23 protein-coding genes are annotated in these 23,115 nt (G+C 44.0%); 21 read left to right on the plus strand and 2 right to left on the minus strand.

Annotation, left to right across the window (positions count from 1 at the left end; genetic code table 11):
• Nucleotides 1–345 precede the first annotated feature (345 nt).
• The gene (locus HPY31_RS09855) at nt 346–705 is read right to left on the minus strand and encodes a hypothetical protein (protein WP_172140466.1); all 360 of its coding nucleotides are present in this window, start codon (nt 703–705) and stop codon (nt 346–348) included.
• 483 nt (nt 706–1,188) lie between these two features.
• Here HPY31_RS09855 and HPY31_RS09860 point away from each other — a divergent pair, with 483 nt between their 5' ends.
• Nucleotides 1,189–2,733 (plus strand): YifB family Mg chelatase-like AAA ATPase, encoded by a 1,545-nt coding sequence (locus tag HPY31_RS09860; RefSeq protein WP_172140468.1) that lies wholly within the window; start codon nt 1,189–1,191, stop codon nt 2,731–2,733.
• Nucleotides 2,734–3,305: 572 nt separating this feature from the next.
• Here the strand turns inward: HPY31_RS09860 and HPY31_RS09865 are convergent.
• On the minus strand, nt 3,306–3,614 hold the full coding sequence (locus HPY31_RS09865) for a protease inhibitor I42 family protein (protein ID WP_172140470.1): 309 nt from the start codon (nt 3,612–3,614) through the stop codon (nt 3,306–3,308).
• Nucleotides 3,615–4,104: 490 nt separating this feature from the next.
• Here HPY31_RS09865 and HPY31_RS09870 point away from each other — a divergent pair, with 490 nt between their 5' ends.
• The 20 genes from HPY31_RS09870 (at nt 4,105) to fliF (ending at nt 23,109) form a co-directional block, all read left to right on the plus strand.
• Nucleotides 4,105–4,827: an EAL domain-containing protein gene (locus HPY31_RS09870; RefSeq protein ID WP_172140472.1), complete on the plus strand. Its 723-nt coding sequence runs from the start codon at nt 4,105–4,107 to the stop codon at nt 4,825–4,827.
• A 29-nt stretch (nt 4,828–4,856) separates the two neighbouring features.
• Nucleotides 4,857–5,213, plus strand: coding sequence for a hypothetical protein (locus tag HPY31_RS09875; RefSeq protein WP_015891775.1), 357 nt, complete (start codon nt 4,857–4,859; stop codon nt 5,211–5,213).
• Complete coding sequence (locus HPY31_RS09880; protein WP_172140474.1) at nt 5,210–6,022, plus strand: CBS domain-containing protein; 813 nt, start codon at nt 5,210–5,212, stop codon at nt 6,020–6,022. Before HPY31_RS09875 ends, HPY31_RS09880 begins: the two co-directional genes overlap by 4 nt.
• A gap of 112 nt (nt 6,023–6,134) precedes the next feature.
• Nucleotides 6,135–6,449: a YbjQ family protein gene (locus HPY31_RS09885; protein WP_015891773.1), complete on the plus strand. Its 315-nt coding sequence runs from the start codon at nt 6,135–6,137 to the stop codon at nt 6,447–6,449.
• Between the two features lie 71 nt (nt 6,450–6,520).
• Nucleotides 6,521–6,859 (plus strand): SCP2 sterol-binding domain-containing protein, encoded by a 339-nt coding sequence (locus HPY31_RS09890; protein WP_172140476.1) that lies wholly within the window; start codon nt 6,521–6,523, stop codon nt 6,857–6,859.
• Between the two features lie 84 nt (nt 6,860–6,943).
• Nucleotides 6,944–7,837: an AlbA family DNA-binding domain-containing protein gene (locus HPY31_RS09895; RefSeq protein ID WP_015891771.1), complete on the plus strand. Its 894-nt coding sequence runs from the start codon at nt 6,944–6,946 to the stop codon at nt 7,835–7,837.
• Between the two features lie 36 nt (nt 7,838–7,873).
• Complete coding sequence (locus HPY31_RS09900; RefSeq protein WP_172140478.1) at nt 7,874–8,929, plus strand: hypothetical protein; 1,056 nt, start codon at nt 7,874–7,876, stop codon at nt 8,927–8,929.
• A gap of 186 nt (nt 8,930–9,115) precedes the next feature.
• Entirely contained in the window at nt 9,116–10,276 is a 1,161-nt protein-coding gene (gene sucC, locus HPY31_RS09905; protein ID WP_016743310.1) for an ADP-forming succinate--CoA ligase subunit beta, read from the plus strand.
• Between the two features lie 152 nt (nt 10,277–10,428).
• Complete coding sequence (gene sucD / locus HPY31_RS09910; protein ID WP_015891769.1) at nt 10,429–11,331, plus strand: succinate--CoA ligase subunit alpha; 903 nt, start codon at nt 10,429–10,431, stop codon at nt 11,329–11,331.
• 140 nt (nt 11,332–11,471) lie between these two features.
• On the plus strand, nt 11,472–12,590 hold the full coding sequence (gene dprA / locus HPY31_RS09915; protein ID WP_172140480.1) for a DNA-processing protein DprA: 1,119 nt from the start codon (nt 11,472–11,474) through the stop codon (nt 12,588–12,590).
• 106 nt (nt 12,591–12,696) lie between these two features.
• Complete coding sequence (gene topA, locus HPY31_RS09920; protein WP_172140482.1) at nt 12,697–14,775, plus strand: type I DNA topoisomerase; 2,079 nt, start codon at nt 12,697–12,699, stop codon at nt 14,773–14,775.
• 39 nt (nt 14,776–14,814) lie between these two features.
• The gene (gene trmFO / locus HPY31_RS09925; RefSeq protein WP_172140484.1) at nt 14,815–16,128 is read left to right on the plus strand and encodes an FADH(2)-oxidizing methylenetetrahydrofolate--tRNA-(uracil(54)-C(5))-methyltransferase TrmFO; all 1,314 of its coding nucleotides are present in this window, start codon (nt 14,815–14,817) and stop codon (nt 16,126–16,128) included.
• A 61-nt stretch (nt 16,129–16,189) separates the two neighbouring features.
• Complete coding sequence (gene xerC / locus HPY31_RS09930; protein ID WP_172140486.1) at nt 16,190–17,134, plus strand: tyrosine recombinase XerC; 945 nt, start codon at nt 16,190–16,192, stop codon at nt 17,132–17,134.
• Between the two features lie 15 nt (nt 17,135–17,149).
• Nucleotides 17,150–17,692: an ATP-dependent protease subunit HslV gene (gene hslV, locus HPY31_RS09935; RefSeq protein ID WP_015891764.1), complete on the plus strand. Its 543-nt coding sequence runs from the start codon at nt 17,150–17,152 to the stop codon at nt 17,690–17,692.
• A gap of 20 nt (nt 17,693–17,712) precedes the next feature.
• Nucleotides 17,713–19,110: an ATP-dependent protease ATPase subunit HslU gene (gene hslU / locus HPY31_RS09940; RefSeq protein WP_371811699.1), complete on the plus strand. Its 1,398-nt coding sequence runs from the start codon at nt 17,713–17,715 to the stop codon at nt 19,108–19,110.
• A 40-nt stretch (nt 19,111–19,150) separates the two neighbouring features.
• Complete coding sequence (codY, locus tag HPY31_RS09945; protein WP_016743316.1) at nt 19,151–19,930, plus strand: GTP-sensing pleiotropic transcriptional regulator CodY; 780 nt, start codon at nt 19,151–19,153, stop codon at nt 19,928–19,930.
• 372 nt (nt 19,931–20,302) lie between these two features.
• Nucleotides 20,303–20,713 carry a flagellar basal body rod protein FlgB gene (gene flgB / locus HPY31_RS09950; protein ID WP_172140488.1) on the plus strand — a complete coding sequence of 137 codons (411 nt, stop codon included), beginning with the start codon at nt 20,303–20,305 and terminating at the stop codon, nt 20,711–20,713.
• Nucleotides 20,714–20,715: 2 nt separating this feature from the next.
• On the plus strand, nt 20,716–21,174 hold the full coding sequence (gene flgC / locus HPY31_RS09955) for a flagellar basal body rod protein FlgC (protein WP_172140490.1): 459 nt from the start codon (nt 20,716–20,718) through the stop codon (nt 21,172–21,174).
• Between the two features lie 18 nt (nt 21,175–21,192).
• Nucleotides 21,193–21,489, plus strand: a complete 297-nt coding sequence (gene fliE, locus HPY31_RS09960; protein ID WP_172140492.1) for a flagellar hook-basal body complex protein FliE — start codon at nt 21,193–21,195, stop codon at nt 21,487–21,489.
• Between the two features lie 30 nt (nt 21,490–21,519).
• The gene (fliF, locus tag HPY31_RS09965) at nt 21,520–23,109 is read left to right on the plus strand and encodes a flagellar basal-body MS-ring/collar protein FliF (protein ID WP_172140494.1); all 1,590 of its coding nucleotides are present in this window, start codon (nt 21,520–21,522) and stop codon (nt 23,107–23,109) included.
• Nucleotides 23,110–23,115 lie beyond the last annotated feature (6 nt).

The following is a 23,115-nucleotide window of genomic DNA, read 5'->3' on the forward strand; positions in this document are numbered from 1 at the left end:
AGTTTTCCAGAAAGGTATGGCGGAGTGGAGGGTGGTTGGCACGAGCATTCTTTAACAATGTGGCCTGCTATCATAAATTAGGACGACATTCCTAATCAAAAATACATTCTCAATTATGCAAGAAGTAGGATAATTCCGGAAATATTATGAGAGTAACAAATGTACTTAGATGAGCGCTGGACACAGCAAATCAGATTGCGTAAATTAATGGGACTATTATTTTAAATAAAATGATGGATTTCATGAATCAAAAAATAACAAAGTTTCAATTGTCCTTTTTACATAAAAAAAGGCACCATACCGTAGTATGATGCACAATTTTGATAACGCATATGGATGGTACGATTAATCGTAACTTCTGATGTATCCTTTAACATAATATTCAGCTCCGACCGTCAGCTTATACAGACAAGCTCCATCCATATAGTAGTTGGTGGTGAAAGTTCCATTGTCCACTTCGAAAACGTTAATTGTATCCGCCTTCCATGTTTTCCCACCATCGCAACTAGAGCTTATATGTCCACCAGCAAGGCTATTTGATGTAATGGTGACCCTTCCGTATTTGTGCTGCCCCTGAATTGGATCACTAGTTGCTGCGGTTCGATTGGCTGTAACAGTTGCCTCGGTTGGGGCTGCTAAAGCTGAAGTAGTTGAAAATGCTGAGAGAATAGCTGCAATTCCAAGTGTTAGAACTTTTGCTTTCATTAGATACAACCTCCTATATGTTTTTTGTTGGAACAAAAGGGAAAATTTCCTAATTTATGACAATTAACTCAAAATTAATTATAATTCCAATAATTTAAATTGTAAACAATTCTAAAGCGATATTTTTATAGTAGTTTCCAGTAATCCTATATATCTACTTGAGGGTGAAATAAAACTTAGATTTCAGTTTCAAAATGCTACTCAACATTCTGATAAAGCAGTGATTTGATAGTATTATGAGCTTGACTGGAATAGATACGAGGAAAGATGGTCAATGGGTTGTGAGAAATACAATAAGGAATAAAAACTCGAATTAAATGAGTTTATAGAAATAGTATCCCTGAAGAATTTCATAGATGGGTTAAAATATAATAAAGGGCAATATGCTTTGATTCTTGTGGCAAATTTCACTTATCAAAGGCTGTTATTTACTTGCCCACCCCCTCTATCTTTTCCTACCCTATAACCAGAGGGGGAGAGGACATGTACGCATGCAGTTATTCAGGCACAGTGCTTGGCATAGATGGAATGGTCGTCACTGTAGAAACAGACATAGCCAATGGCTTGCCTCAATTCGATTTGGTGGGACTTGGCGGTTCCGCAGTAAAAGAAGCGAGAGATCGTGTTCGTGCTGCCTTGCGCAACGCAGGCTACGACTACCCCATGCAGCGGATCACCGTCAACCTAGCACCAGCAGATCAACGCAAGGAAGGCTCAGGTTTCGACCTTGCGATTGCGTTTGGAATTTTACTAGCCTCGAAGCAGATGCTCCCTAGACCAGAGAGAATTCTTGTTCTAGGAGAGTTGGCATTAGATGGTTCTCTTCGCCCTGTAACGGGCGTACTCTCCATTCTGCTAGAAGCTAAAAATGCAGGATTTACGCACGTAATTCTCCCCGAACAAAATGCAGCGGAAGCACGGCTCGTCGACATTACAGTACTGCCTGCTAGCAATCTGGAAGAGGCCGTAAACTATTGGAAAGAAGGACTTCATAGTAAGAACATAGACTTGATTATTACCGAATCAGAGATAGGCAAGACTAATGCCAACCAGCTGCCTCCCGACTTTGCCAATGTTTACGGACAGCAATTTGTAAAACGGGGCTTGGAGATCGCAGCAGCTGGATTTCATAATGTGATATTGGTGGGGCCGCCAGGTTCAGGGAAAACTCTTTTAGCTACTTGCCTGCCTGGTATCATGCCGAACATGACTATTCATGAATCTTACGAAGTGACGAAAATATACAGTATTGCTGGTCAATTGAAGCGGGAGAGTGGGCTTGTTGAAGAAAGACCTTTTCGTGCCCCGCACCATACGATTACTGCTACTGCACTAATTGGCGGTGGTGCGCAAATCCCGCGTCCGGGAGAATGTAGTTTGTCTCACGGTGGGATCCTCTTCCTGGATGAGATGCCCGAGTTTTCTCGACATGTATTAGAGGTACTACGCCAGCCGCTGGAATCAGGGGTTGTCACGATTGGACGATCTAAGCAGGTTTTTACCTTTCCCGCTCGTTTTCTATTAATTGGTTCGTGCAATCCTTGTCCTTGTGGATTCTTTGGTACTCGAGAGAAGCAAACCTGCTCTTGCTCTCCTCAACAAATCTACAAATACCGCTCAAAACTCTCAGGTCCCTTGCTAGACCGCATCGATCTGCACATCGAGGTGCCGAGAGTACCCGTTCAACTCCTTCACAACAGAAAAGCAGAAGAGTCTTCAAAAAACATTCAACGTCGGGTAGAACAGGCGAGGGCTGTTCAATGCGAAAGATACCACTATCGTCCTGGATGTCCTTTTAATAGTGTGATGAATGGAGAAGAACTGCGCCAATTTGCGCAACTAGATAAGGAAGGACAGGAGATGCTGCAGCTTGCCTTCGAGACATTAGGTTTAAGTGCAAGAGCGTACGATAGAATTGTAAAAGTAGCGAGGACAATTGCAGATTTAGATGGGGCGTCCCGTGTAGATGCTGCACATGTAGCAGAAGCAATTCGCTACAGAGCCTTGGACCGAGGGCTACTTTTTTAATGGAGCGGAGATATGATCAAAGTAGAATACAGTATCTGATAAAGGGATAAAACAAGTTAAAGCGAGATAGTATTCAAAAATCAAGCAGAGTAAAAGTAGATCCCAAGGTGGTAATAAAATTTACTAGTACAACATTTTTGAGACAAAATGTCGCTAAAATATGTGGGATTAATTACCTGAACGATTGTTAATGAAGCTATTTCGTCATCTAAGAATCTTGATTCAATACTTTTTTGTGGGAGGCTTTCTGTTAGGTTGCTCCCATATGTAGAATCCGGATATGGTGCGGATTCTATTCGAGTGGCAATCAGTAGAAAATTTGCTCATTTCCTAAGCAAAAAAAGTCTTGGTTCCCTCGATTTTGGTTACTCAACTATTGCTGCTTCGATGCAAAGTTTGTTTTCTTTGCTGCATAGTCACGTCTGCAAAGATATCAACCCCTGTCCAAATGTCAAATAGTCAAGTTTTCGAGGAAAACAAATGGTTAGTCTGCATGCGCCAGTAAATGAACACACCACATACAGACTAACCACTTCACTACCAAAAAAGTAACAGTAAATACTTTTGTAACCCTACACAATCGTAATAACATAAAACACAAACTCCCGACATTCCCCAGTATCCCAAGGCCGACAATACTTCACTGAAATCGACGTCATTCCTCGCCGCAAAGCCTGAAAGGACATCACTTGATGCCCCTCTTGCCCAATACGAGCTGGCGATGATGGAGGAACAAAATGATTCGCATGCAATGATAAAAAGCGAGCATCCACTGGATTAGACAAGTCCCACTGGTAGCCTGTAGAGGGATTTGCCACTAGCGTAATCGTGAACAAGTGGCCTTCCTGCACTTGCAGTGTATACGTCGAGGTCTTGACCACTGATTTTCTTTCCTCCCTTTAAATAAAGACGATACTCATTTTCCATACCATATGAAAGAGGCTCGATAGCTGCTCACGACGGAACAAACAAAGAAATTATTTTGCATGTATTTCAAGTGATTCCGTTCGTTTACAAGTTGTGGAATTACTTGATACATCTATCATTTTGCGAAAATATAACGATGAAAAATAGCCATTGTACGTACAATGTTCCTAATTAATTTGAAACAATTAGTATGATCTGGAAAGGAATATGCATGATGCTGGCGAATAAGTAGGGACAAAGACACATATTGTCGAAATGTCTGCTGATATTTGTAATCTTTATTACCTAGTTGGTGTGATGACTAGAAATATCCACAGAGAGTAGAATTTCTTTTGCTCGTGCACGTAGGTACATTTCCCAGCACTTCCATGGCGTAGAATACCTTGGCATGGAAGAAGCTTTTTCTTTGTGTTCATACTTGCTAGGAAAGGGAAAGGAAAATTGATGGAGAGCATTGCAGAATTATTTAAGAAAAAAGAGTACTACCACGCATTTCAGCCAATATGTCAACTTCCTGAGAAAAGTAGGATAGGGTATGAAGTATTACTTCGCAATAAAGCGGGGATCCATCCAGAGGCATTGTTTTCTTCGGCGAAGGAAAACAAAATGCTGCCAGAACTCGACGTCCATTCCCTGCATTATGCGCTCTTGACTTTTTTTCATTCGTCGATTGAACACAAAAACGAGCTTTTATTCGTGAATATTTTTCCTTCTACCATAATAGAAGACACATTTCCTAGCTTCATTCAAAAGATTGCTCGTTCCTTCCGTCCCTTTTTAACCCAAATCGTTTTGGAGATCAACGAATCGATTATGGAGGGAGAATGCTGGAGCGAACCCATTTTTACACGACGCATAGCTGAACTGAAAAAGTTGGGGTTCCTAATTGCGTTGGATGATGTCGGAGATGGCGCAAACATATTCGGTAAAATTGAAGATATTTCGCCTGATTACATTAAGATTGACCGCTTTTTTTCGCAAGAACTCTCGAGTTCATTAGAAAAGCAAAAGACTGTAAAATTGTTTGTCGATTTTTGCAAAGATGCACCTCAACTCATTCTCGAAGGAGTTGAAGAAGAAGAGGATTTTGCTTGTGCTTCTTTATTGGGCGTTGCAATCGGCCAGGGATACTTGTTTGGTAGACCAGGCAGTTTGCCGAACGAATAAGAGGGCAATGCAGAATTGGAGGAATTTTTATGGCTAGTGATAACAACGTATATTCCCGGAAAGCAACGCTTTCCTTAAAAATATCCGAGTTTGAAGTCCCTCCGATGCAGGATCTGTTGATCATCGGACGGAAAGCACCTATTGGTCCTGAGGCTGTAAGGAGAATGGCGGATGCGCTTTCCCCAGAGCAGTTTACCTTAATAAAGATGAATCATCCGAAGATTGAGGCAGTCTTGTTAAGAAATACCCTTTTGCAAATGATTGATGAAAAATTATTAATGAAAATCATTTTGGAAGAGGCAGAGCGCATGATTAGCGACTCCATGGTTCTGCGATCTGAATTGAAAATAGCATTGTCTGTTCAACGAGAGGTGGATCTATTATGAACATCTCCGACATCATGACGACGACGATTTGTACCATCACCTCTGACAAAAGTGTCTCTTATGCGGCGGAGCGAATGAACGAATCTCAAGTTGATTCGTTAGTTGTCATGGATCACGGAGAGGTGCTGGGAATGGTTACGACAAGAGACGTGCTCTCCGCTCATCCTAACCGAATCGTTGCCGATGCCATGAGCAGTCAGCCGTTCTACCTGTCAGCAAATCACAATGTTTGGGAGGCCTATCACGCGCTTCATCAAGAACAAAGTGGTCTGGCTTTGGTCAAACAAGAGGATCAACTGATCGGATTCATCACAAAAGAAATCGTAGAGATGAAAATAGCAGAATATCGAGACCCATTATCGGGTTTGTATCGCGCTCCATACATCCAGTTTATTGGGGAAAATTTTTTAAAGGAGCGTAAACCTTTCCATTTGCTTTTCATCGATTTGAACGACTTTGGCCGAATTAATAAGCTGCATGGTCATCCATTCGGGGATGATGTCATCCGCACCTATTCATCGGTTCTCTCTTCTTTGGCTGAAGAACAGGGGGATTACTTATGTCGTTATGCAGGGGACGAGTTTGTTTTGATCTCTACGATTTCCGATGAACAGATTCAGGAATACATTTCGCTTATTACACGTCCAACAAACGTTCTCGATGTCTTTGTATCTGCAGCTGTTGGCCATGTGAATGGGTACCAAACACCAGACTTCTTCGCTAGGTCCTGGCGGGAATTAATCGCTGAAGCAAGTCTAGGCTCCTCAGCTGCCAAATTATCCAAAACACTTACGTCCTCAAAAGTATAGTTTGCTAGTAATGCGCATACACTTTTGGACAGGTTTAGATCTTTCTTTGCAACCGATTATTTTATGGTACGTAATATATATTGTGAATAGAGCAACACGAGGAGGCAATGACATGATTGTAACTACTACCAGCATGATTCAAGGAAAAGAAGTGGTTGAGTATTTGGATATCGTCAGCGGAGAGGTAATCATGGGTGCAAACGTAGTCCGTGACTTTCTCGCAGGAATTACGGACATCATCGGAGGCAGAAGTGGCTCGTATGAGAGTAAGCTCGCAGAAGGTCGCGAACTGGCCTTGCGTGAAATGAAAGAAAAAGCACGGGCATTAGGTGCAAACGCAGTGATTGGGGTTGATCTCGACTTCGAAACATTGCGGGAAGGTATGATGATGGTTATTGCCACAGGCACAGCTGTCCGTGTAAAGTAAGCCGGTAAACACCCGGCTTTCTTTTTTTACCGAAAGCGGTCCTTATACATAGCCAGCAAGGAGAAGTGAGCATGCAGGTACAAAAAACTCTTCAGGATTTATCGAATAGAATAAACACCCAGCCACAAGGGATCACTGGATTACATGCGGTTTACCATTTTGTCCTAAGTGGAGAAGAGGGGGGCACCTACGAGGTGGTTTTTGCCGATAGTCAAGCGGACTATACGATGGGCGTGACAAGGGAAGCGGGCTGCAAGCTGGAGTTGTCTGATAAAGATTTTATTAAGCTTGTAGAGGGACGCTTGAATCCCACAGTTGCTTTGGTAACGGGCAAGCTGAAGATTAGCGGACAAATGGGACTTTCGTTTAAATTACAAACAATATTGCATCACTATCAATTGCAAAAATAACGAAAAAACTAGTCAATTCTTAAAAAGTTGCGTTAAAATATGACCAAACAATGACACCTACTCTAACACAAAACGAGGGGAAACATGCGCCATATTTGTTCATTGATTGCGATGGTAAGCCAACTGGAAGAACAATCTGTGCGTTTTGATTTTTACCAAGAAATCAGACGACGCAAGCCAGAACGTCAGATATTAAAGCATGATGTACGATTACCGCGTCATTATTTCGATTATTTAATTCATTCAGGAGTATTGGAAGTGGAAACAGATGCCCCTTACCAGCCGGGGAAGACCATGCCTGCTTCCATTGGTATGAACATACGCTCGCTCGGTGGAAACGTATTGTTTGACATGTGCTTTGCTCCGCAAACATATAAATTGTGGCAAAACACAGATGCAAGCATAGAAGACCTTTCTCTACCTGCTGATATATTTGAAGAGTATGTCTATCGCTTAGGCGCCATCAGTCGTTTTCGCTATTTAGGCCGAATTGATGATCCTGTAACAGCAACAAAGCTTGGTGAGAACGACATGATTGAATTCAAACGCGACTTTCTTTATTCGAAGACGGGAATTATTAAGTCTATTGTGGCGTTTGCGAATTCAAACAATGGGAATTTATTTTTAGGCATTACAGATGAGGGGACAGTGTGCGGGATTGATCATGAGATCGAGCAGTACGGAGACCCGGACAAATACATTCTAGCTATTACCCAATACATCCAAGATAAGACATCACCGTTTGTGACCCCATTTCCAAAAATTTCATTGAAAAAAATAGATGGGAAAACAGTGGTAGCTATCTTTGTAGAAGCCTCATCTGATTTGATCTGTGGTTTGGACAAAAACAATGAAAAGTATGTGGTAATTCGTACGAACAATCGCTCCGTTATCGTGAAAGATCCGCACCAAATTGGTGAAATTTACGTGAAACGAAAGCTAGGCAGTGAGATCAGCCGTCGATTGGGACTTCTGTAGCGTTATCTTACAGGAATACACGAGGAGGGTTGCTGCGTGATATCGTCTTTACGTACTTGTCTACTGGTTATGATGGTGAGTAGCTTGTTCATCACGGGCTGTGCACAGTCAGGCAAGGTTTCTGATGACATGAAAGATCATATCGAGACAGAGCTTGGTACGGTTGAAAAAGTAACAGTGATGTCAACGGATGGACAGGAAGTATTATTGGACTTGCGCTTGTTTTTGCAAGAACTGTCCGGACAGGGACAAGATTTACAAATATCATCCGAGCCTTTAAAGCAAGAAGATGTACGTTTTACGCTCGTCCTTTATCGAACACAGCAGGCTCCACTTATCGTGACGGTGGGTGAGTCGGCAAGTGAGTTTGGGGGACACACGTATCGTGGAGCGGGTGCCAGCTATTTTTATCAGTGGGTAAACAAGTTAACTGGCAAAGGAGTGCTCTCACAAAAAATTCAAAGCGTTCGTTTAGCTGCAGAGGACCTTGGGCAGGCGCGCGTGTTGAACGAATCAGAAGCAGAATACATCAGGAAAGTAATGGGATCGGCAGTCCCAGAGGTGGACAGTCGCAATAAGCAGTATCCACTCTACCCGAACTATCGGATGAGAATGAATTTTGCTGACAAGCCGGTCGAAGTGGCCATTTTAACGCCAACGCTGATTGCAGTTCCTTTTGGGAGAGAAACGTTTTTCTTTCACGTAGAGGGTAGCCTCTTTTCGCGGTTAACGGAATGGATGCCGCCAAGCAATCGTAAGGATGACAGGATTGACCCGTTATTTAAATCGACACGGATTCGCATCACAGCAAATGGCGAAATGAACGTCCAAGATACAAAGTTGGATGTCACCCAAACAACGATCGAGCAAGGAATTGCCCATCAATCTGTCCGATTTTTAAAAAATGCAGATCCACTCATTGTTCCACCAAAAGAACCGGGCAAAAAACAATATGAACTTCATTTTTTGGTCAATGATAAAGAACAGAGAATTGAACTATATCCACGCTATTTTAAGTACGAACAAACTTGGTACATTCACGATGAACTCGCTGAAAACGTGTGGAAATTGTTTCAATCTCTACGAAAATGAGGAATTTCCTCATGAAGTTTCGCATTTCTGGTCACGATAAAACGAACATATTACTACCACTTTTGCAGTTTTTGTCGTAGAATAGTTACGTTGCACTGATAGTGGAGGTTAAGACCGGAAGAAGACAGACGTCTTTGAACCGGTCTAAAAGCCTGCCGATCTTTATCTGCCATAGGAGGATGGAGAATGAACATTCATGAGTATCAAGGTAAAGAGATACTTAAGCAGTACGGTGTAAAAGTTCCTGAAGGACGCGTAGCTTTCACAGTGGAAGAAGCTGTTGAAGCAGCGAAAGAACTGGGCACCCAAGTAAACGTAGTAAAAGCGCAAATTCACGCTGGTGGCCGTGGTAAGGCTGGCGGTGTAAAGGTTGCAAAAAATCTTGATGAAGTTCGTACATATGCCAGCGAAATTCTTGGCAAAGTACTCGTTACTCATCAAACAGGACCAGAAGGTAAAGAAGTTAAGCGCCTTCTGATCGAGCAAGGCTGCGACATCAAGAAAGAATACTACGTTGGTGTAGTTGTTGACCGTGCTACTGGAAGTGTTGTAATGATGGCTTCCGAAGAAGGCGGTATGGACATCGAGGAAGTAGCAGCAAACACTCCAGAAAAAATCTTTAAAGAAGTAGTTGATCCAGTAACAGGTCTGAATGGCTTCCAAGCTCGTCGCCTGGCTTACGCAATCAACATTCCAAAAGAATTGATTAACAAAGCTGCCAAGTTCATGATGAGCTTGTACCAAGCTTTCGTTGATAAAGATGCTTCTATCGCTGAAATCAACCCACTGGTTGTAACTGGCGACGGTGAAGTAATGGCACTGGATGCGAAACTGAACTTCGACAGCAACGCTCTCTATCGTCACCCTGACATCGTAGCTCTGCGCGATTTGGATGAAGAAGATGAGAAAGAAATCGAAGCTTCCAAGTTCGATCTGTCCTACATCGCACTTGATGGTAACATCGGTTGCATGGTAAACGGTGCAGGTCTGGCGATGGCAACAATGGACATCGTGAAATTCTACGGTGGAGACCCAGCTAACTTCCTTGACGTTGGTGGCGGAGCTACTGAAGAGAAAGTAACGGAAGCGTTTAAAATTATTCTCCGTGACGAAAAAGTAAAAGGTATTTTCGTCAACATCTTTGGCGGCATCATGAAATGCGACGTTATCGCAAACGGCGTAGTAAATGCAGCAAAACAAATCAAATTGGACAAACCTCTCGTTGTACGTCTCGAAGGTACAAACGTAGATTTGGGTAAGAAAATCCTCAATGAGTCCGGTTTGAACATCGTAGCTGCAGAATCTATGGCGGATGGCGCTGAGAAAATCGTATCCTTGGTGAAGTAAGTTATTTCGAGTAGATACGTTAAGAAAACATCTATCGATGTAAACTCAGTGCTGAGCGACCGCGACTCTTCGGAAAGTTTTCATGCGCTCCGGAAATTTATAAGCTGAGCTTATAAATTCCTACACGTTAAAAAAGGTGGGAAAATTACGCGATGAGTATTCTCGTTAATAAAAATACAAAAGTAATTACGCAAGGGATTACGGGTGCAACTGGTCTGTTCCACACTCGCGGAGCCGTTGAATACGGTACACAAATGGTGGGCGGTGTAACACCTGGTAAAGGTGGAACCGAAGTTGACGGTATTCCAATTTTCAACACAGTAAAAGAAGCGGTTGAAGCAACTGGTGCAACTGCATCTGTTATCTACGTTGCTCCTCCTTTCGCTGCTGACGCGATCATGGAAGCAGTTGACGCTGAGCTGGATCTGGTAATCTGCATTACTGAAGGTATCCCAGTTTTGGACATGGTGAAAGTTAAGCGCTACATGGAAGGCAAGAAAACCCTTCTCGTAGGTCCTAACTGCCCTGGCGTAATCACTCCAGGTGAGTGCAAAATCGGTATCATGCCTGGTTACATCCACGTTCCAGGTAAAGTGGGTATCGTATCTCGCTCCGGTACCTTGACTTATGAAGCAGTTCACCAAACTTCTACTCGCGGCCTTGGACAATCCACAGCTGTAGGTATCGGTGGAGACCCAGTAAAAGGTATGGAGTTCATCGACGTACTGAAAATGTTCAACGAAGATCCAGACACAGAAGCAGTTATCATGCTGGGTGAAATCGGTGGTACTGCGGAAGAAGAAGCAGCAGAGTGGATCGCTGCTAACATGAAAAAACCAGTTGTAGGCTTCATCGGGGGACAAACTGCTCCTGAAGGAAAACGTATGGGCCACGCTGGTGCGATCATCTCTGGCGGTAAAGGTACAGCTGCTGAGAAAATCGCGAAGCTCGAAGAATGTGGTATTCGCGTAGCGAAAACACCTGCAGTTATCGGTGAAACACTTGTTGAATTGCTGAAAGAGCGCGGTATGCTCGAGAAAGTAATGGGCAAGTAAGCAGATCAGACAGAAGTGGACAGGCTTTAGGCTTGTCCACTTTTTTTATTTTTTTTGAAGCTGCCTCTTTCTTTCGATAGAATAAATTTCAGAAGTTGTCCGCTGTGACAATTGTGATCGGGATAAAGGAGGATTTTGGAGTGGAAAAGGCGAAGCTCGACGAGAGAGACTGGGTATATGTGTTAACGATGGTCTCAGGTTTGGGAAGAAAGAAAATCCGAGAAATCTTTGAAATCACAGGTTCTTTTCAGATTGCCATCGAGAACTGGCATGAACTGGCACGTGAGCTCAGATTGACTTCCTTGATCACTGGGCAGGTTGACAAGCAAAGCAATGAAGCTTCTGCTACGGCACTATTGGAAAAGCGTGAAGAAGAGGCAACGCGCTTCTTATGTCCTTTTGACGATGCTTATCCTGCTTCGCTCCGCAATATCCCCGATTCTCCCTGGACGTTGTTTTATCGTGGCGACCACACATTATTGGATAAATTGTCGATTGGCGTCGTTGGTTCGCGCAAACCGACACCATATGGAAGAGCGAGCTGTAGCTTTTTTGTCCGAGAACTGGTACAAGCAGGTCTTGTCATTGTCTCAGGGGTAGCGTATGGAATTGATGCGGAGGCTCACCAAGCAACCTTGAAAGCAGGTGGTAAGACTATAGGCGTACTCGGTTGCGGAATGAATCACGTTTATCCTTCTCGGCATCGAGAGCTTTATCACGAGATTGAATCTTTTGGCCTACTACTCAGTGAGTATCCTCCTCATATTCCACCTATTTCTGGATTGTTTCCAGAGCGAAATCGTATCATAAGTGGTCTTTCTATCGGTGTATTAGTGGTGGAAGCAGCAGAAAAAAGCGGATCCTTGATTACGGCAGACTGTGCACTTGAGCAGGGCAAAGAAGTTTTTGCGATTCCTGGTCCTATTTTTTCATTGATGAGTGCCGGGCCGCATAACTTGATCAAACAAGGTGCAAAGCTAGTAACGTGCAGTAACGATATATGGGATGAAATCAAACATCATCTTCCAGAAGCCAAGCAGATGCAGCAGGTCAAAAAAAGCAATGCAACCGATGTTATTCCCTTATCTAATGAAGAAAAAGCGATTGTGGAAGCTGTAACCTATGAAGGAATTCATTTGGATGAGTTAATGAGTAGCCTGGAAAAAGACCAACGCAAGATGCTACATCAGCTGGTCATTCGTTTGGAAGCAAAAGGAGCTATTGTGGCACTTCCTGGCGGTTATTTTGCGCGGAGATAGCATATCCGCTAGCTTTTTGGCAACGCCTAGAGGCACAAGTGTTTGACAAACCGGATGAGGGTATTTAATAATAGGGAAGATTCCTTACTAAAAGGGGAGGAAAAAAATGGCTGATACGCTAGTAATCGTAGAATCCCCTACGAAGGCCAAGACCATTGGAAAATACCTGGGTAGTAAATATATCGTGAAAGCGTCTATCGGGCATGTACGCGATTTGCCGAAAAGTCAAATGGGTGTAGACGTTACACATAATTTTGAACCCAAATACATAACCATTCGCGGCAAAGGCGATGTATTGAAGGGCTTAAAAGATGCCGCTAAAAAAGTAAAAAAAGTGTATCTCGCAGCCGACCCGGATCGCGAAGGGGAGGCAATTGCTTGGCATTTGGCGCAATACTTGGGTCTCGATTTGAATCAACCGCTTCGTGTGGTATTTAATGAGATTACCAAAGACGCCATTAAAGAAGCGTTCAAGCATCCACGACACATAAACATGGACTTGGTAAATGCTCAACAGGCACGTCGTATTCTCGACAGACTCGTTGGCTACAATATTAGTCCAATTCTATGGAAAAAGGTTCGAAAAGGCTTGAGTGCTGGACGTGTTCAATCAGTTGCGGTAAAGCTTATCATGGATCGTGAGCGGGAGATCCAAGAGTTTATCCCGGAAGAGTATTGGACAATTGCAAGTACATTAATTAGTGATGGAAAAGAAATTAACGCGAAGTTCTATGGTTATGGCGATGAAAAGGTGGAGCTTCATTCGGAAGATGATGTAGCAGCGGTATTGAAACGAATGAAGAACAAACCATATGTAGTACAAAAGGTAACCAAGCGTGAGCGCAAGCGCAATCCTGCACCTCCTTTTATCACGAGTTCTTTACAACAAGAGGCAGCGCGTAAGCTGAACTTCCGCACTTCTAAGACCATGCGAATTGCTCAAGAGCTCTATGAGGGGATCGACGTTGGCAATAAAGAAGGCGCAGTTGGTTTGATTACCTATATGCGTACGGACTCTACCCGCCTATCTGTAACTGCACAAAACGAAGCAAGAGATTACATACTTGAGAAATACGGTCCAGACTATGTGTTAACTGAGCCACGCAATCAGGCGAAAAACGAAAATGCTCAAGATGCTCACGAAGCGATTCGTCCAACTGGTGTGATGCGTACACCGGATGAAATCAAGGAATACTTGTCGAGAGATCAGTTGCGTTTGTATCGATTAATCTGGGAGCGTTTCCTTGCCAGTCAAATGTCATCTGCTGTTCTTGATACGATGAGCGTAGATATTGACGCAGGTGGAGTTACCTTCAGAGCAACGGGATCAAAAGTGAAGTTCCCAGGATTTATGAAGGTATATATTGAAGGAAACGATGATGGCACGGAGGAAGAAGGCTTCCTTCCGCCCATTGAAGAAGGACAAATCCTCGATCAAAAAGAAATCGAGCCGAGTCAGCACTTTACACAGCCACCACCGCGATTCTCCGAAGCACGCATGCTTAAATCGATGGAAGAGATGGGGATTGGACGTCCATCTACCTATGCGCCTACATTAGAAACCATTCAAAAGCGGGGCTACGTGGCATTAGAGGAGAAGCGATTTGTCCCAACCGAGTTGGGCGAGATTGTGATCACGCTTGTCGAGGAGTTCTTCCCGGAGATTCTTAACGTAGAATTCACTGCGCATATGGAATCGGGCTTGGATAACATCGAAGCAGGAACCACCAATTGGGTGCAGGTGCTGGACGATTTTTATCAAGACTTTGCGAAGCGCGTAGTTGTTGCAGAAGAAGAAATGAAGGAAGTAGAGCTGAAAGTCGAAGAATCGGATGAAACATGTGAGCTTTGTGGCCGTGTGATGGTTTATAAGCTTGGTCGATTTGGCAAGTTTTTAGCTTGTTCCGGATTCCCAGATTGCCGTAATACGAAGCCAATTGTAAAAGAAATCGGCGTAAAATGTCCGCAGTGTGAAACCGGAGAGATTATCGAACGTAAATCTAAAAAGAGCCGTATTTTTTACGGTTGCAATCAATATCCGGAATGCGATTTTGTATCGTGGGACAAACCGATTGCCAGACCTTGTCCAAAATGCTCCAGCATGCTCGTGGAGAAAAAGCGCAAGAAGCAAGGAGTTAGCATAGTTTGCACCAAGTGTGATTATCAAGAAGAGGCAGACTCTTAAGCAGCCTGATTCGATTTTGTAGTTTGGAGGATTAACAGCATGTCACAACCAACAATTACAGTAGTGGGCGCTGGTCTCGCTGGTAGTGAGGCAGCATGGCAAATCGCGCAGGCGGGTGTAAAAGTAAAGCTGTATGAAATGAGACCGAAGACACAAACGCCTGCACATCATACCGATAAATTTGCAGAGTTGGTATGCAGTAATTCATTGCGTGCTAATACGTTGACGAATGCAGTGGGTGTATTAAAGGAAGAAATGCGTCGACTGAACTCTGTCATTATCGAATCGGCAGATCGTTGCGCGGTTCCAGCTGGAGGCGCGCTTGCCGTAGACAGACACGAATTCGCGGCTCATGTTACAGATGCCGTTCGTAATCATCCTTTAGTTGAGGTCGTTTCGGAAGAGATTACCGAAATTCCTGATGGGATTGTCGTAATTGCGACCGGGCCACTAACTTCTCCAGCTTTGTCTACAAAGTTAAAAGAGCTGACGGGTGAAGAGTATCTGTACTTTTACGATGCAGCAGCACCCATTATCGAGAAAGACTCAATCGATATGAACAAGGTATTCGTTGCTTCCAGATATGATAAAGGTGAAGCAGCCTACCTGAACTGCCCGATGACAGAAGAGGAGTTCAATCGCTTCTATGATGCGTTGATTTCTGCGGAAACTGTTCCATTGAAGGAGTTTGAAAAGGAGATCTTCTTCGAAGGCTGCATGCCGATTGAAGTATTGGCAAAGCGTGGGCACAAAACCATGACATTTGGTCCCATGAAGCCTGTGGGTCTGGTTGATCCGCGTACAGGTAAAAAGTCTTATGCAGTTGTTCAACTCCGCCAGGACAATAGTGCTGCGACGTTGTATAACATCGTAGGCTTCCAGACCCATCTGAAATGGCCAGATCAAAAAAGAGTCTTTTCACTCATTCCTGGGTTGGAAAACTGTGAAATCGTTCGTTATGGTGTCATGCACCGAAACACCTTTATCAATTCGCCAAAGCTGTTGAAGCCCACGTATCAGTATAAAGATCGGGAAACACTTTTCTTTGCTGGTCAAATGACTGGTGTCGAAGGATATGTAGAGTCAGCAGCATCTGGCTTGCTTGCTGGGATAAATGCAGCACGACTCGCAAAAGGGGAAGAATTGATCGAGCTTCCGCCAGAAACAATTATGGGCAGTATGGCTCGTTATATTACAACGGCAGATCCAAAGCATTTCCAACCGATGAACGCAAACTTCGGGCTTGTACCGGAATGGCCAGAAAGAATCCGAGACAAGCGTTTGAAAAATGAAAAGCTCGCTGAGCGGGCGCTAGATACAATTCAGAATTTTACACAAGAACGACACAATTAACATTGATATCCGATTTTCGTCTGTGTTACTATATAGGTGCTTCGAGGAGGGTGCATCCCGTATGGACTTTTCGCAACAAAATTCTGCGGATATTGAGATGTTTACCCGCTATTTGCGAGTTGAAAAAAACGCCTCTCCTCATACGGTGAAGCAGTATGTGGCAGATATCAGCGAATTTGTCTCCTTTATGGAACAGCACCAAATCACCGTATTTGCTGCTGTTTCTTATTTGCATGGTCGCTCCTTTCTCGCGCAATTGGCTGGTAGGGGGCTTTCCCGGCGAAGTATTGCCCGCAAGCTATCTAGTTTGCGTAGCTTGTACCGATTTCTGTTGCGTGAAGGTCAACTGGAACAGAACCCATTTCAACTAGTCTCCACTCCCAAAATGGAGAAGAAACTTCCTTCCTTTTTATATCCGCAAGAAGTTCAAGCTTTTTTCGATCTGCCTGATACAACCACTCCGTTAGGAATTCGTGATCGGCTGATTTTTGAACTGTTGTATGCAAGCGGCATGCGCGTTACGGAGCTCACCACTTTATCTGTGAGTGATGTGAATCCGAGCATGGGAGTCGCCTTGGTTTATGGAAAAGGAGCGAAAGAACGATATGTGCCGGTTGGAAGTTATGCCTGCGACGTTCTTCGGCAATACCTAGAACATGGAAGAGAAAAACTGTTGGCTGGAAAAGTAGAACACGGCAATTTGCTGGTTAACTATCGGGGAGAACCGTTATCCGACCGTAGTGTTCGGCGGATTGTAGACAAATACGTAGAAACGTACGCTCTTCAATTGCGGGTTTCACCTCATACCTTTCGTCATACGTTTGCGACCCATATGTTGAATGGCGGCGCGGATCTGCGTACCGTGCAAGAATTACTGGGGCACGTTAATGTTTCGACGACACAGGTGTACACGCATGTGACCAAAGAGCGACTTCGGCATGTATATGACACCGCTCACCCACGAGCAAACCCGGGCAATACAGGTTCCGCCAATCGGACGACATAACGGGAGGAATCAGTGATGGAACAGTTTCACGCAACAACCATATTTGCTGTACAGCACAATGGGTCTGTAGCGATGGCCGGAGATGGTCAGGTTACTTTTGGCAACAGCATGGTAATGAAGCACGGTGCCAAAAAAGTAAGACGTCTATATCGCGGCGAAGTTTTAGCAGGATTCGCCGGCTCTGTTGCTGATGCCATTACGCTTTTTGAGAAGTTTGAAGGAAAGCTGGAGGAGTATCACGGCAATCTGCAGCGAGCTGCTGTAGAGCTGGCGAAAGAGTGGCGCATGGATAAAATTTTGCGTCGTTTGGAAGCTATGATGATTGTTGCCAATAAGGAGCATTTGCTGCTTATTTCCGGAAATGGCGAAATCATTGAGCCTGATGATGGGATTCTTGCAATTGGTTCTGGCGGTAGCTTTGCCCTTGCAGCAGGTCGTGCATTGAAAACATATGCGCCTCATCTCGGCGCACGTGAAATTGCGGAAGCATCGCTTCGTACCGCTGCTGAAATTTGCGTGTTCACAAATAACAATCTTGTTGTGGATGAGTTGAATTGAGCGAAAGGGAGGAACCTACTGTGCTGAATCTTGAGCAATTAACCCCGCGTACGATCGTAGAGCATTTGGATAAATACATTGTCGGGCAGGCACAAGCCAAGAAAGCCATTGCTGTTGCGCTTCGCAACCGCTACCGTCGCAGTCGTTTGCCAGAGCAAATGATTGACGAGGTTGTTCCAAAAAACATCTTGATGATCGGACCTACTGGTGTTGGAAAAACGGAAATTGCACGTCGGATTGCAAAACTGACAGGTGCTCCTTTTATTAAGGTAGAAGCAACGAAGTTTACGGAAGTCGGTTATGTAGGACGAGATGTGGAATCGATGGTCCGTGATCTGGTGGAAGCTTCTATCCGTACGGTCAAACAGGAAAAAGTAGAGTCGGAGAAAGAGAAAGCCGAAAAGCTTGCGAATGAAGCCATTGTGAACGTACTCGTTCCATCTCGCAAGCAGTCGAACTCATTCAAAAATCCGTTGGAGATGTTCTTCGGTGGACAGCAGCAACAGCAACAGGATACCACTGATCAAGAAGACGTATCGATTGAGCAGCAACGCAGACAAGTCATGTGGCAATTGACGAATGGCCAGTTAGAAGAGCAAATGATTGAGATTGAAGTCGAAGATCAATCACCTTCGATGTTTGACATGTTCCAGGTTCCGGGTACAGAACAAATGGGGATGCAAATGCAAGATATGCTCGGTAGCCTGATGCCTAAGCGGATGAAGAAACGAAAATTGCGAATAAAAGATGCGCGAAAGGTATTAATTCAGCAGGAAGCGCAAAAACTGGTGGATATGGACGAAGTTACGCAGGAGTCAATTCGTCGAGCTGAACAACACGGGATTATCTTCATTGACGAAATTGACAAGATTGCGGGTAAGGATGGGCGTGGCCCGGACGTATCTCGTGAAGGAGTCCAGCGTGATATTTTACCCATTGTGGAAGGCTCAACTGTCATGACCAAGTATGGTCCAGTCAAAACAGATTATGTTCTGTTTATTGCAGCTGGTGCTTTTCACATGGCAAAACCATCAGATTTGATTCCGGAATTGCAAGGTCGTTTTCCGATTCGGGTGGAGCTGACTAGCTTGCGTGTTGAAGATTTTGTCCGAATTTTGACGGAGCCTAAAAACGCGTTGCTTAAGCAGTACGTAGCCCTCTTGGAAACGGAAGGTGTGCAAGTTGAATTTACACCGGAAGCCATTCAGGAACTCGCTCGTCTCGCTGCTGAGGTCAATCAGAGCACAGATAACATCGGTGCTAGACGATTGCACACTATATTGGAGAAGCTGCTGGAGGATCTCTCTTTTGAAGCCCCAGAAATCCACCTGGAAGTTGTACAGATTACCCCCGATTATGTTAAACAGAAATTAGGAACAATCGCGGGGAACAAAGACTTGAGTCAATATATTTTATAAACATTGGATAGGCAGCACATATAATTAGGAGGAAATACAGATGGATCTACTGTCAAAAACAAGAAGAATTAACCGCATGTTGCAAAAATCCGCGGGTCATGCCGTGAACTTCAATGAAATGTCCCAAGTTTTGAGTGACGTTATTGAAGCAAATACTTATGTTGTAAGCCGCAAAGGAAAACTTCTCGGCTTTGCGATTCACCAAGAGATGGATAACAGCCGTATGCGCAAAATGCTGGAAGAGCGCCGCTTTCCAGAAGAGTACAGCATGGGGTTACTGAAAGTAGATGAAACATCTGCGAACCTGGATGTAGATAGCCCATACACAATTTTCCCTGTTGAGATGAAAGAAGTATTCCGCACAGGTTGGACGACGCTTGTTCCAATCATGGGTGGAGGGGATCGTCTCGGTACGCTGATTTTGGGTCGTATTAACGATCAATTTGTCGATGACGACCTGATTCTTGCAGAAGTAGGGGCAACCGTAGTAGGCATGGAAATCTTGCGTGAGCGTTCTGAAGCAATCGAAGAAGAAGCGCGTAGCAAAGCAGTTGTACAAATGGCGATTGGTTCCCTCTCTTATAGCGAGTTGGAAGCAGTTGAACATATTTTTGAAGAGCTCGAAGGCAAAGAAGGCTTACTTGTTGCCTCTAAAATCGCGGATCGCGTAGGAATTACCCGCTCCGTCATTGTAAACGCACTGCGTAAGCTAGAGAGTGCGGGTGTTATCGAATCCCGTTCGTTGGGAATGAAAGGTACCTTCATTAAGGTGCTGAATGAAAAGCTGTTGCCTGAGCTGGAGAAGCTCAAAACCTCGTAATATACCTTGCCAAAAGTTACAAGAAAGTAAACAAAAGGTGTAGCAACTCAGGTTGCTGCACCTTTTCTCATGGGACTATAGTCCTAGTGAAAGTAAAAAACGACACATTATTACCATAAAATATATATTGATTTTTAATGCATGCTTCGACAATTGCAATGGTTTGAATATGGTTTCCTTGTAAAATGCAGTAAAAAAACAGGAAGTATAAGGGATTTAGTCCCATTGAATCATTTTGAAAAACGTCATGAAAAGGGGCTTTTTTGTCCAAAATGATTTTGCTATGATTGAATCGTATTAGGGTGTCGAAAATACAGGAAATATAGGTGGTTTTAGGGAAAAGAATTGACTCATATTGGGGGAGAAGGAAAAATGCTGGATAGTTACCATCTGCAGGTCCTGGAGAGATCACTCGACGCTGCAACATTGCGACATAGAACGATCGCAAACAACCTTGCCAACATAGACACCCCTCAATTCAAAAGTCAGCAAGTCATCTTCGAGAGCTTTTTGCAAGATGAGTTGAACTCACGAGCGGGAAATGGCAAGTTAGAAGCGTATCGGACCAATCAAAGACACCTTCCCTTTGGAAATGCAGGCGTTGCAGCACCACAAGTTGTGTCCAATCCGAATTACTTCGTGCAGAACAATGGAAACAACGTGGATTTAGAAACAGAAACATCAGAACTGGCTAAAAACCAAATTTGGTACAGTGGATTAACGCAGTTGACTGCAGGGCATTTCCAAAAATTACGCAGTGTAATTGAAGGTGGAGGTAAATAAGAATGAGCTTGTTTCAAGGAATTAACACAAGTGCTTCTGCCTTAACAGCTAACCGCTTGCGATTGGATACGATTTCTTCCAATATTGCGAATGCGGAAACCACTCGAGCAAACTTCGTAGATGGGGCCTGGCAGCCATATCGCAGGAAAATGGTGGAGTTGTCACCTCAAACAAATGGAACATTTGATAACTTCCTGCAAGCAGCCGTTGGGATCGTCTCAGGAAGTCAGGGTGGACAAGGTGTGAAGGTCACAGCAATTCAAGAAGACAATACTCCGTTTAAACGAGTATATGATCCATCTCATCCAGATGCAGATCAAGACGGATATCTCTTGATGCCGAATGTCGACCCGATGAAAGAAATGGTGGACATGATCTCCGCATCAAGATCATACGAAGCCAATGTGACAGCACTGAACGCTTCCAAAGCGATGATGCTAAAAGCATTGGAAATTAAGTAAAGCGGGTGACAGTAAGGAATGGAAATGAGTGCAATCTCCCAACTAACGCCAATTCGTACACCGAGCGTGAACAAGCCAACCCCAGCTGAAGTTTCCCAAGAATTCTCATCGTTTCTATCGGATGCCATGGATAAAGTGAATCAGGCGCAAGTAGAATCGTCGAATCTTGCCGACAAGTTTGCAGCGGGAGAAATTACCGACGTGCACCAATTGACTGTTGCAGGTCAAAAAGCTACCGTGATGCTACAAATGACTATGCAGGTCAGGAACAAGATGATTGAGTCTTATCAAGAAATCATGCGCATGTCGATTTGATCGTTGTTGGTATCCTTTGAGAGGTGAAACATGAACGAACGTTTAGCAGTATACAAAGACCGGATTACGTCAAAATGGAACCAATTTTCCAAGAAACAAAAATGGATGATTCTCGGTATTTCGCTTTTCCTCTTGATCTCTCTAGGCCTATACATATACATCGCTTCTCAGCCGGTGTACAAACCACTTTACAATCAAAAATTGAGTGAACAAGAAATCGGGACGATCAAGCAAGAGCTGGAAGCTTCACAAATCCCATACCAGATCACGGGGAATGGTACAAGTATCGAGGTTCCAGAAAAAATGGCACAGGATGTCATTGTCGATTTGGCTGCACAAGGTATTCCGAGTCAAGCAGGAATAAATGCAGAAATTTTCTCCAGCACCCTTGGAGTGACGGATCGTCAATTTGATGTCATGAAGAAAGAGGCATTGCAGCAAGAGCTACGCAAGATGCTGGAACGTGTAAAAGGTGTACGCTCCGCACAAGTAATGATTACGTTGCCGCAGGAAAGCGTTTGGGTAACGGAGACTCCGGCTACAGCGACGGCTTCTGTTATCGTGGATGTTGAACCTGGAACAACGCTTGATCAAAAACAAATTAACTCACTTTATCTGCTTGTTTCCCGAAGCGTTCCGAAATTGCCGATGGAAGCGATCGCGATTACAGACCAGTATTCCAATCCACTGGAACGTTCCGAAGGTAATGAAAGCGAAGGAACATTGAGTAGCTTTAAACAACAGGAAACAATCAAAGCAGATGTTGAAAAGAAAATTCAACAGAACCTGTACAACTTGTTGGGTACAATCATGGGACGCGATAAAGTCATCGTCCATACGTTCCTCAAAATGAACTTTGACAAAGAAAACCGCGTAGAAAACATCGTTGAGGCACCCGACAAAGAGAATAACGAAGGACTTATCATTTCTTCTCAAAAATTATCAAAAGCCTTCTCTGGACAAGGTCAACCTCCAGGGGGAATTGCAGGGACTAATAACAATGCAGTTCCGAATTACCAAGGAAGTAGCCCACAAGGAAGTAACAGTCAATACGAAGAGTTGAATGATACGATTAACCGTGAAGTAAATCGCATCACGCGAAATGTTACATCAAGTCCTTACAAGATCGAAGACATCACAATCAACGTTGGCGTAGAACCGCCAGCTGGTGGAACGTTGGATGCTGCTACACTCGAGAGCATTAAACAAGTGTTGCGCAATGTTGTTCGTGTCACTTTAAGTGATCAGGTTACTGATTTATCGGATACTGAGTTGGACAAGCATATTTCTGTACTCCCTCGTCAGTTCTCAGGAAAAGCTGAGATTGAGGATTCCAGTGCGCTAAGTCCTGCTGTTCTTTGGACAGTCGGTGGTATTGCAGTCTTGGCACTTGCCGCTGTTGCCTTCCTCGTTTATCGCAGACGCAGTCAAGCGAAGCAGCAACAAGAAGAAGAGGAATTGCCAGATTTGCTGACACCGTTAAACGCGGGCGAAATACCAGACTTGATTTACCAAGAAGACGGAGACCAGGTAGTGGTCAGAAAGCAACTTGAAAAATTGGCGCGAAGCAAACCAGATGAGTTTGTTGTTCTGCTTCGTACATGGTTAGCAGAAGATTAAGGAGTG

This window comes from Brevibacillus sp. HB1.3, from assembly GCF_013186635.1.
In the GTDB taxonomy this organism is placed as follows: domain Bacteria; phylum Bacillota; class Bacilli; order Brevibacillales; family Brevibacillaceae; genus Brevibacillus; species Brevibacillus brevis_D.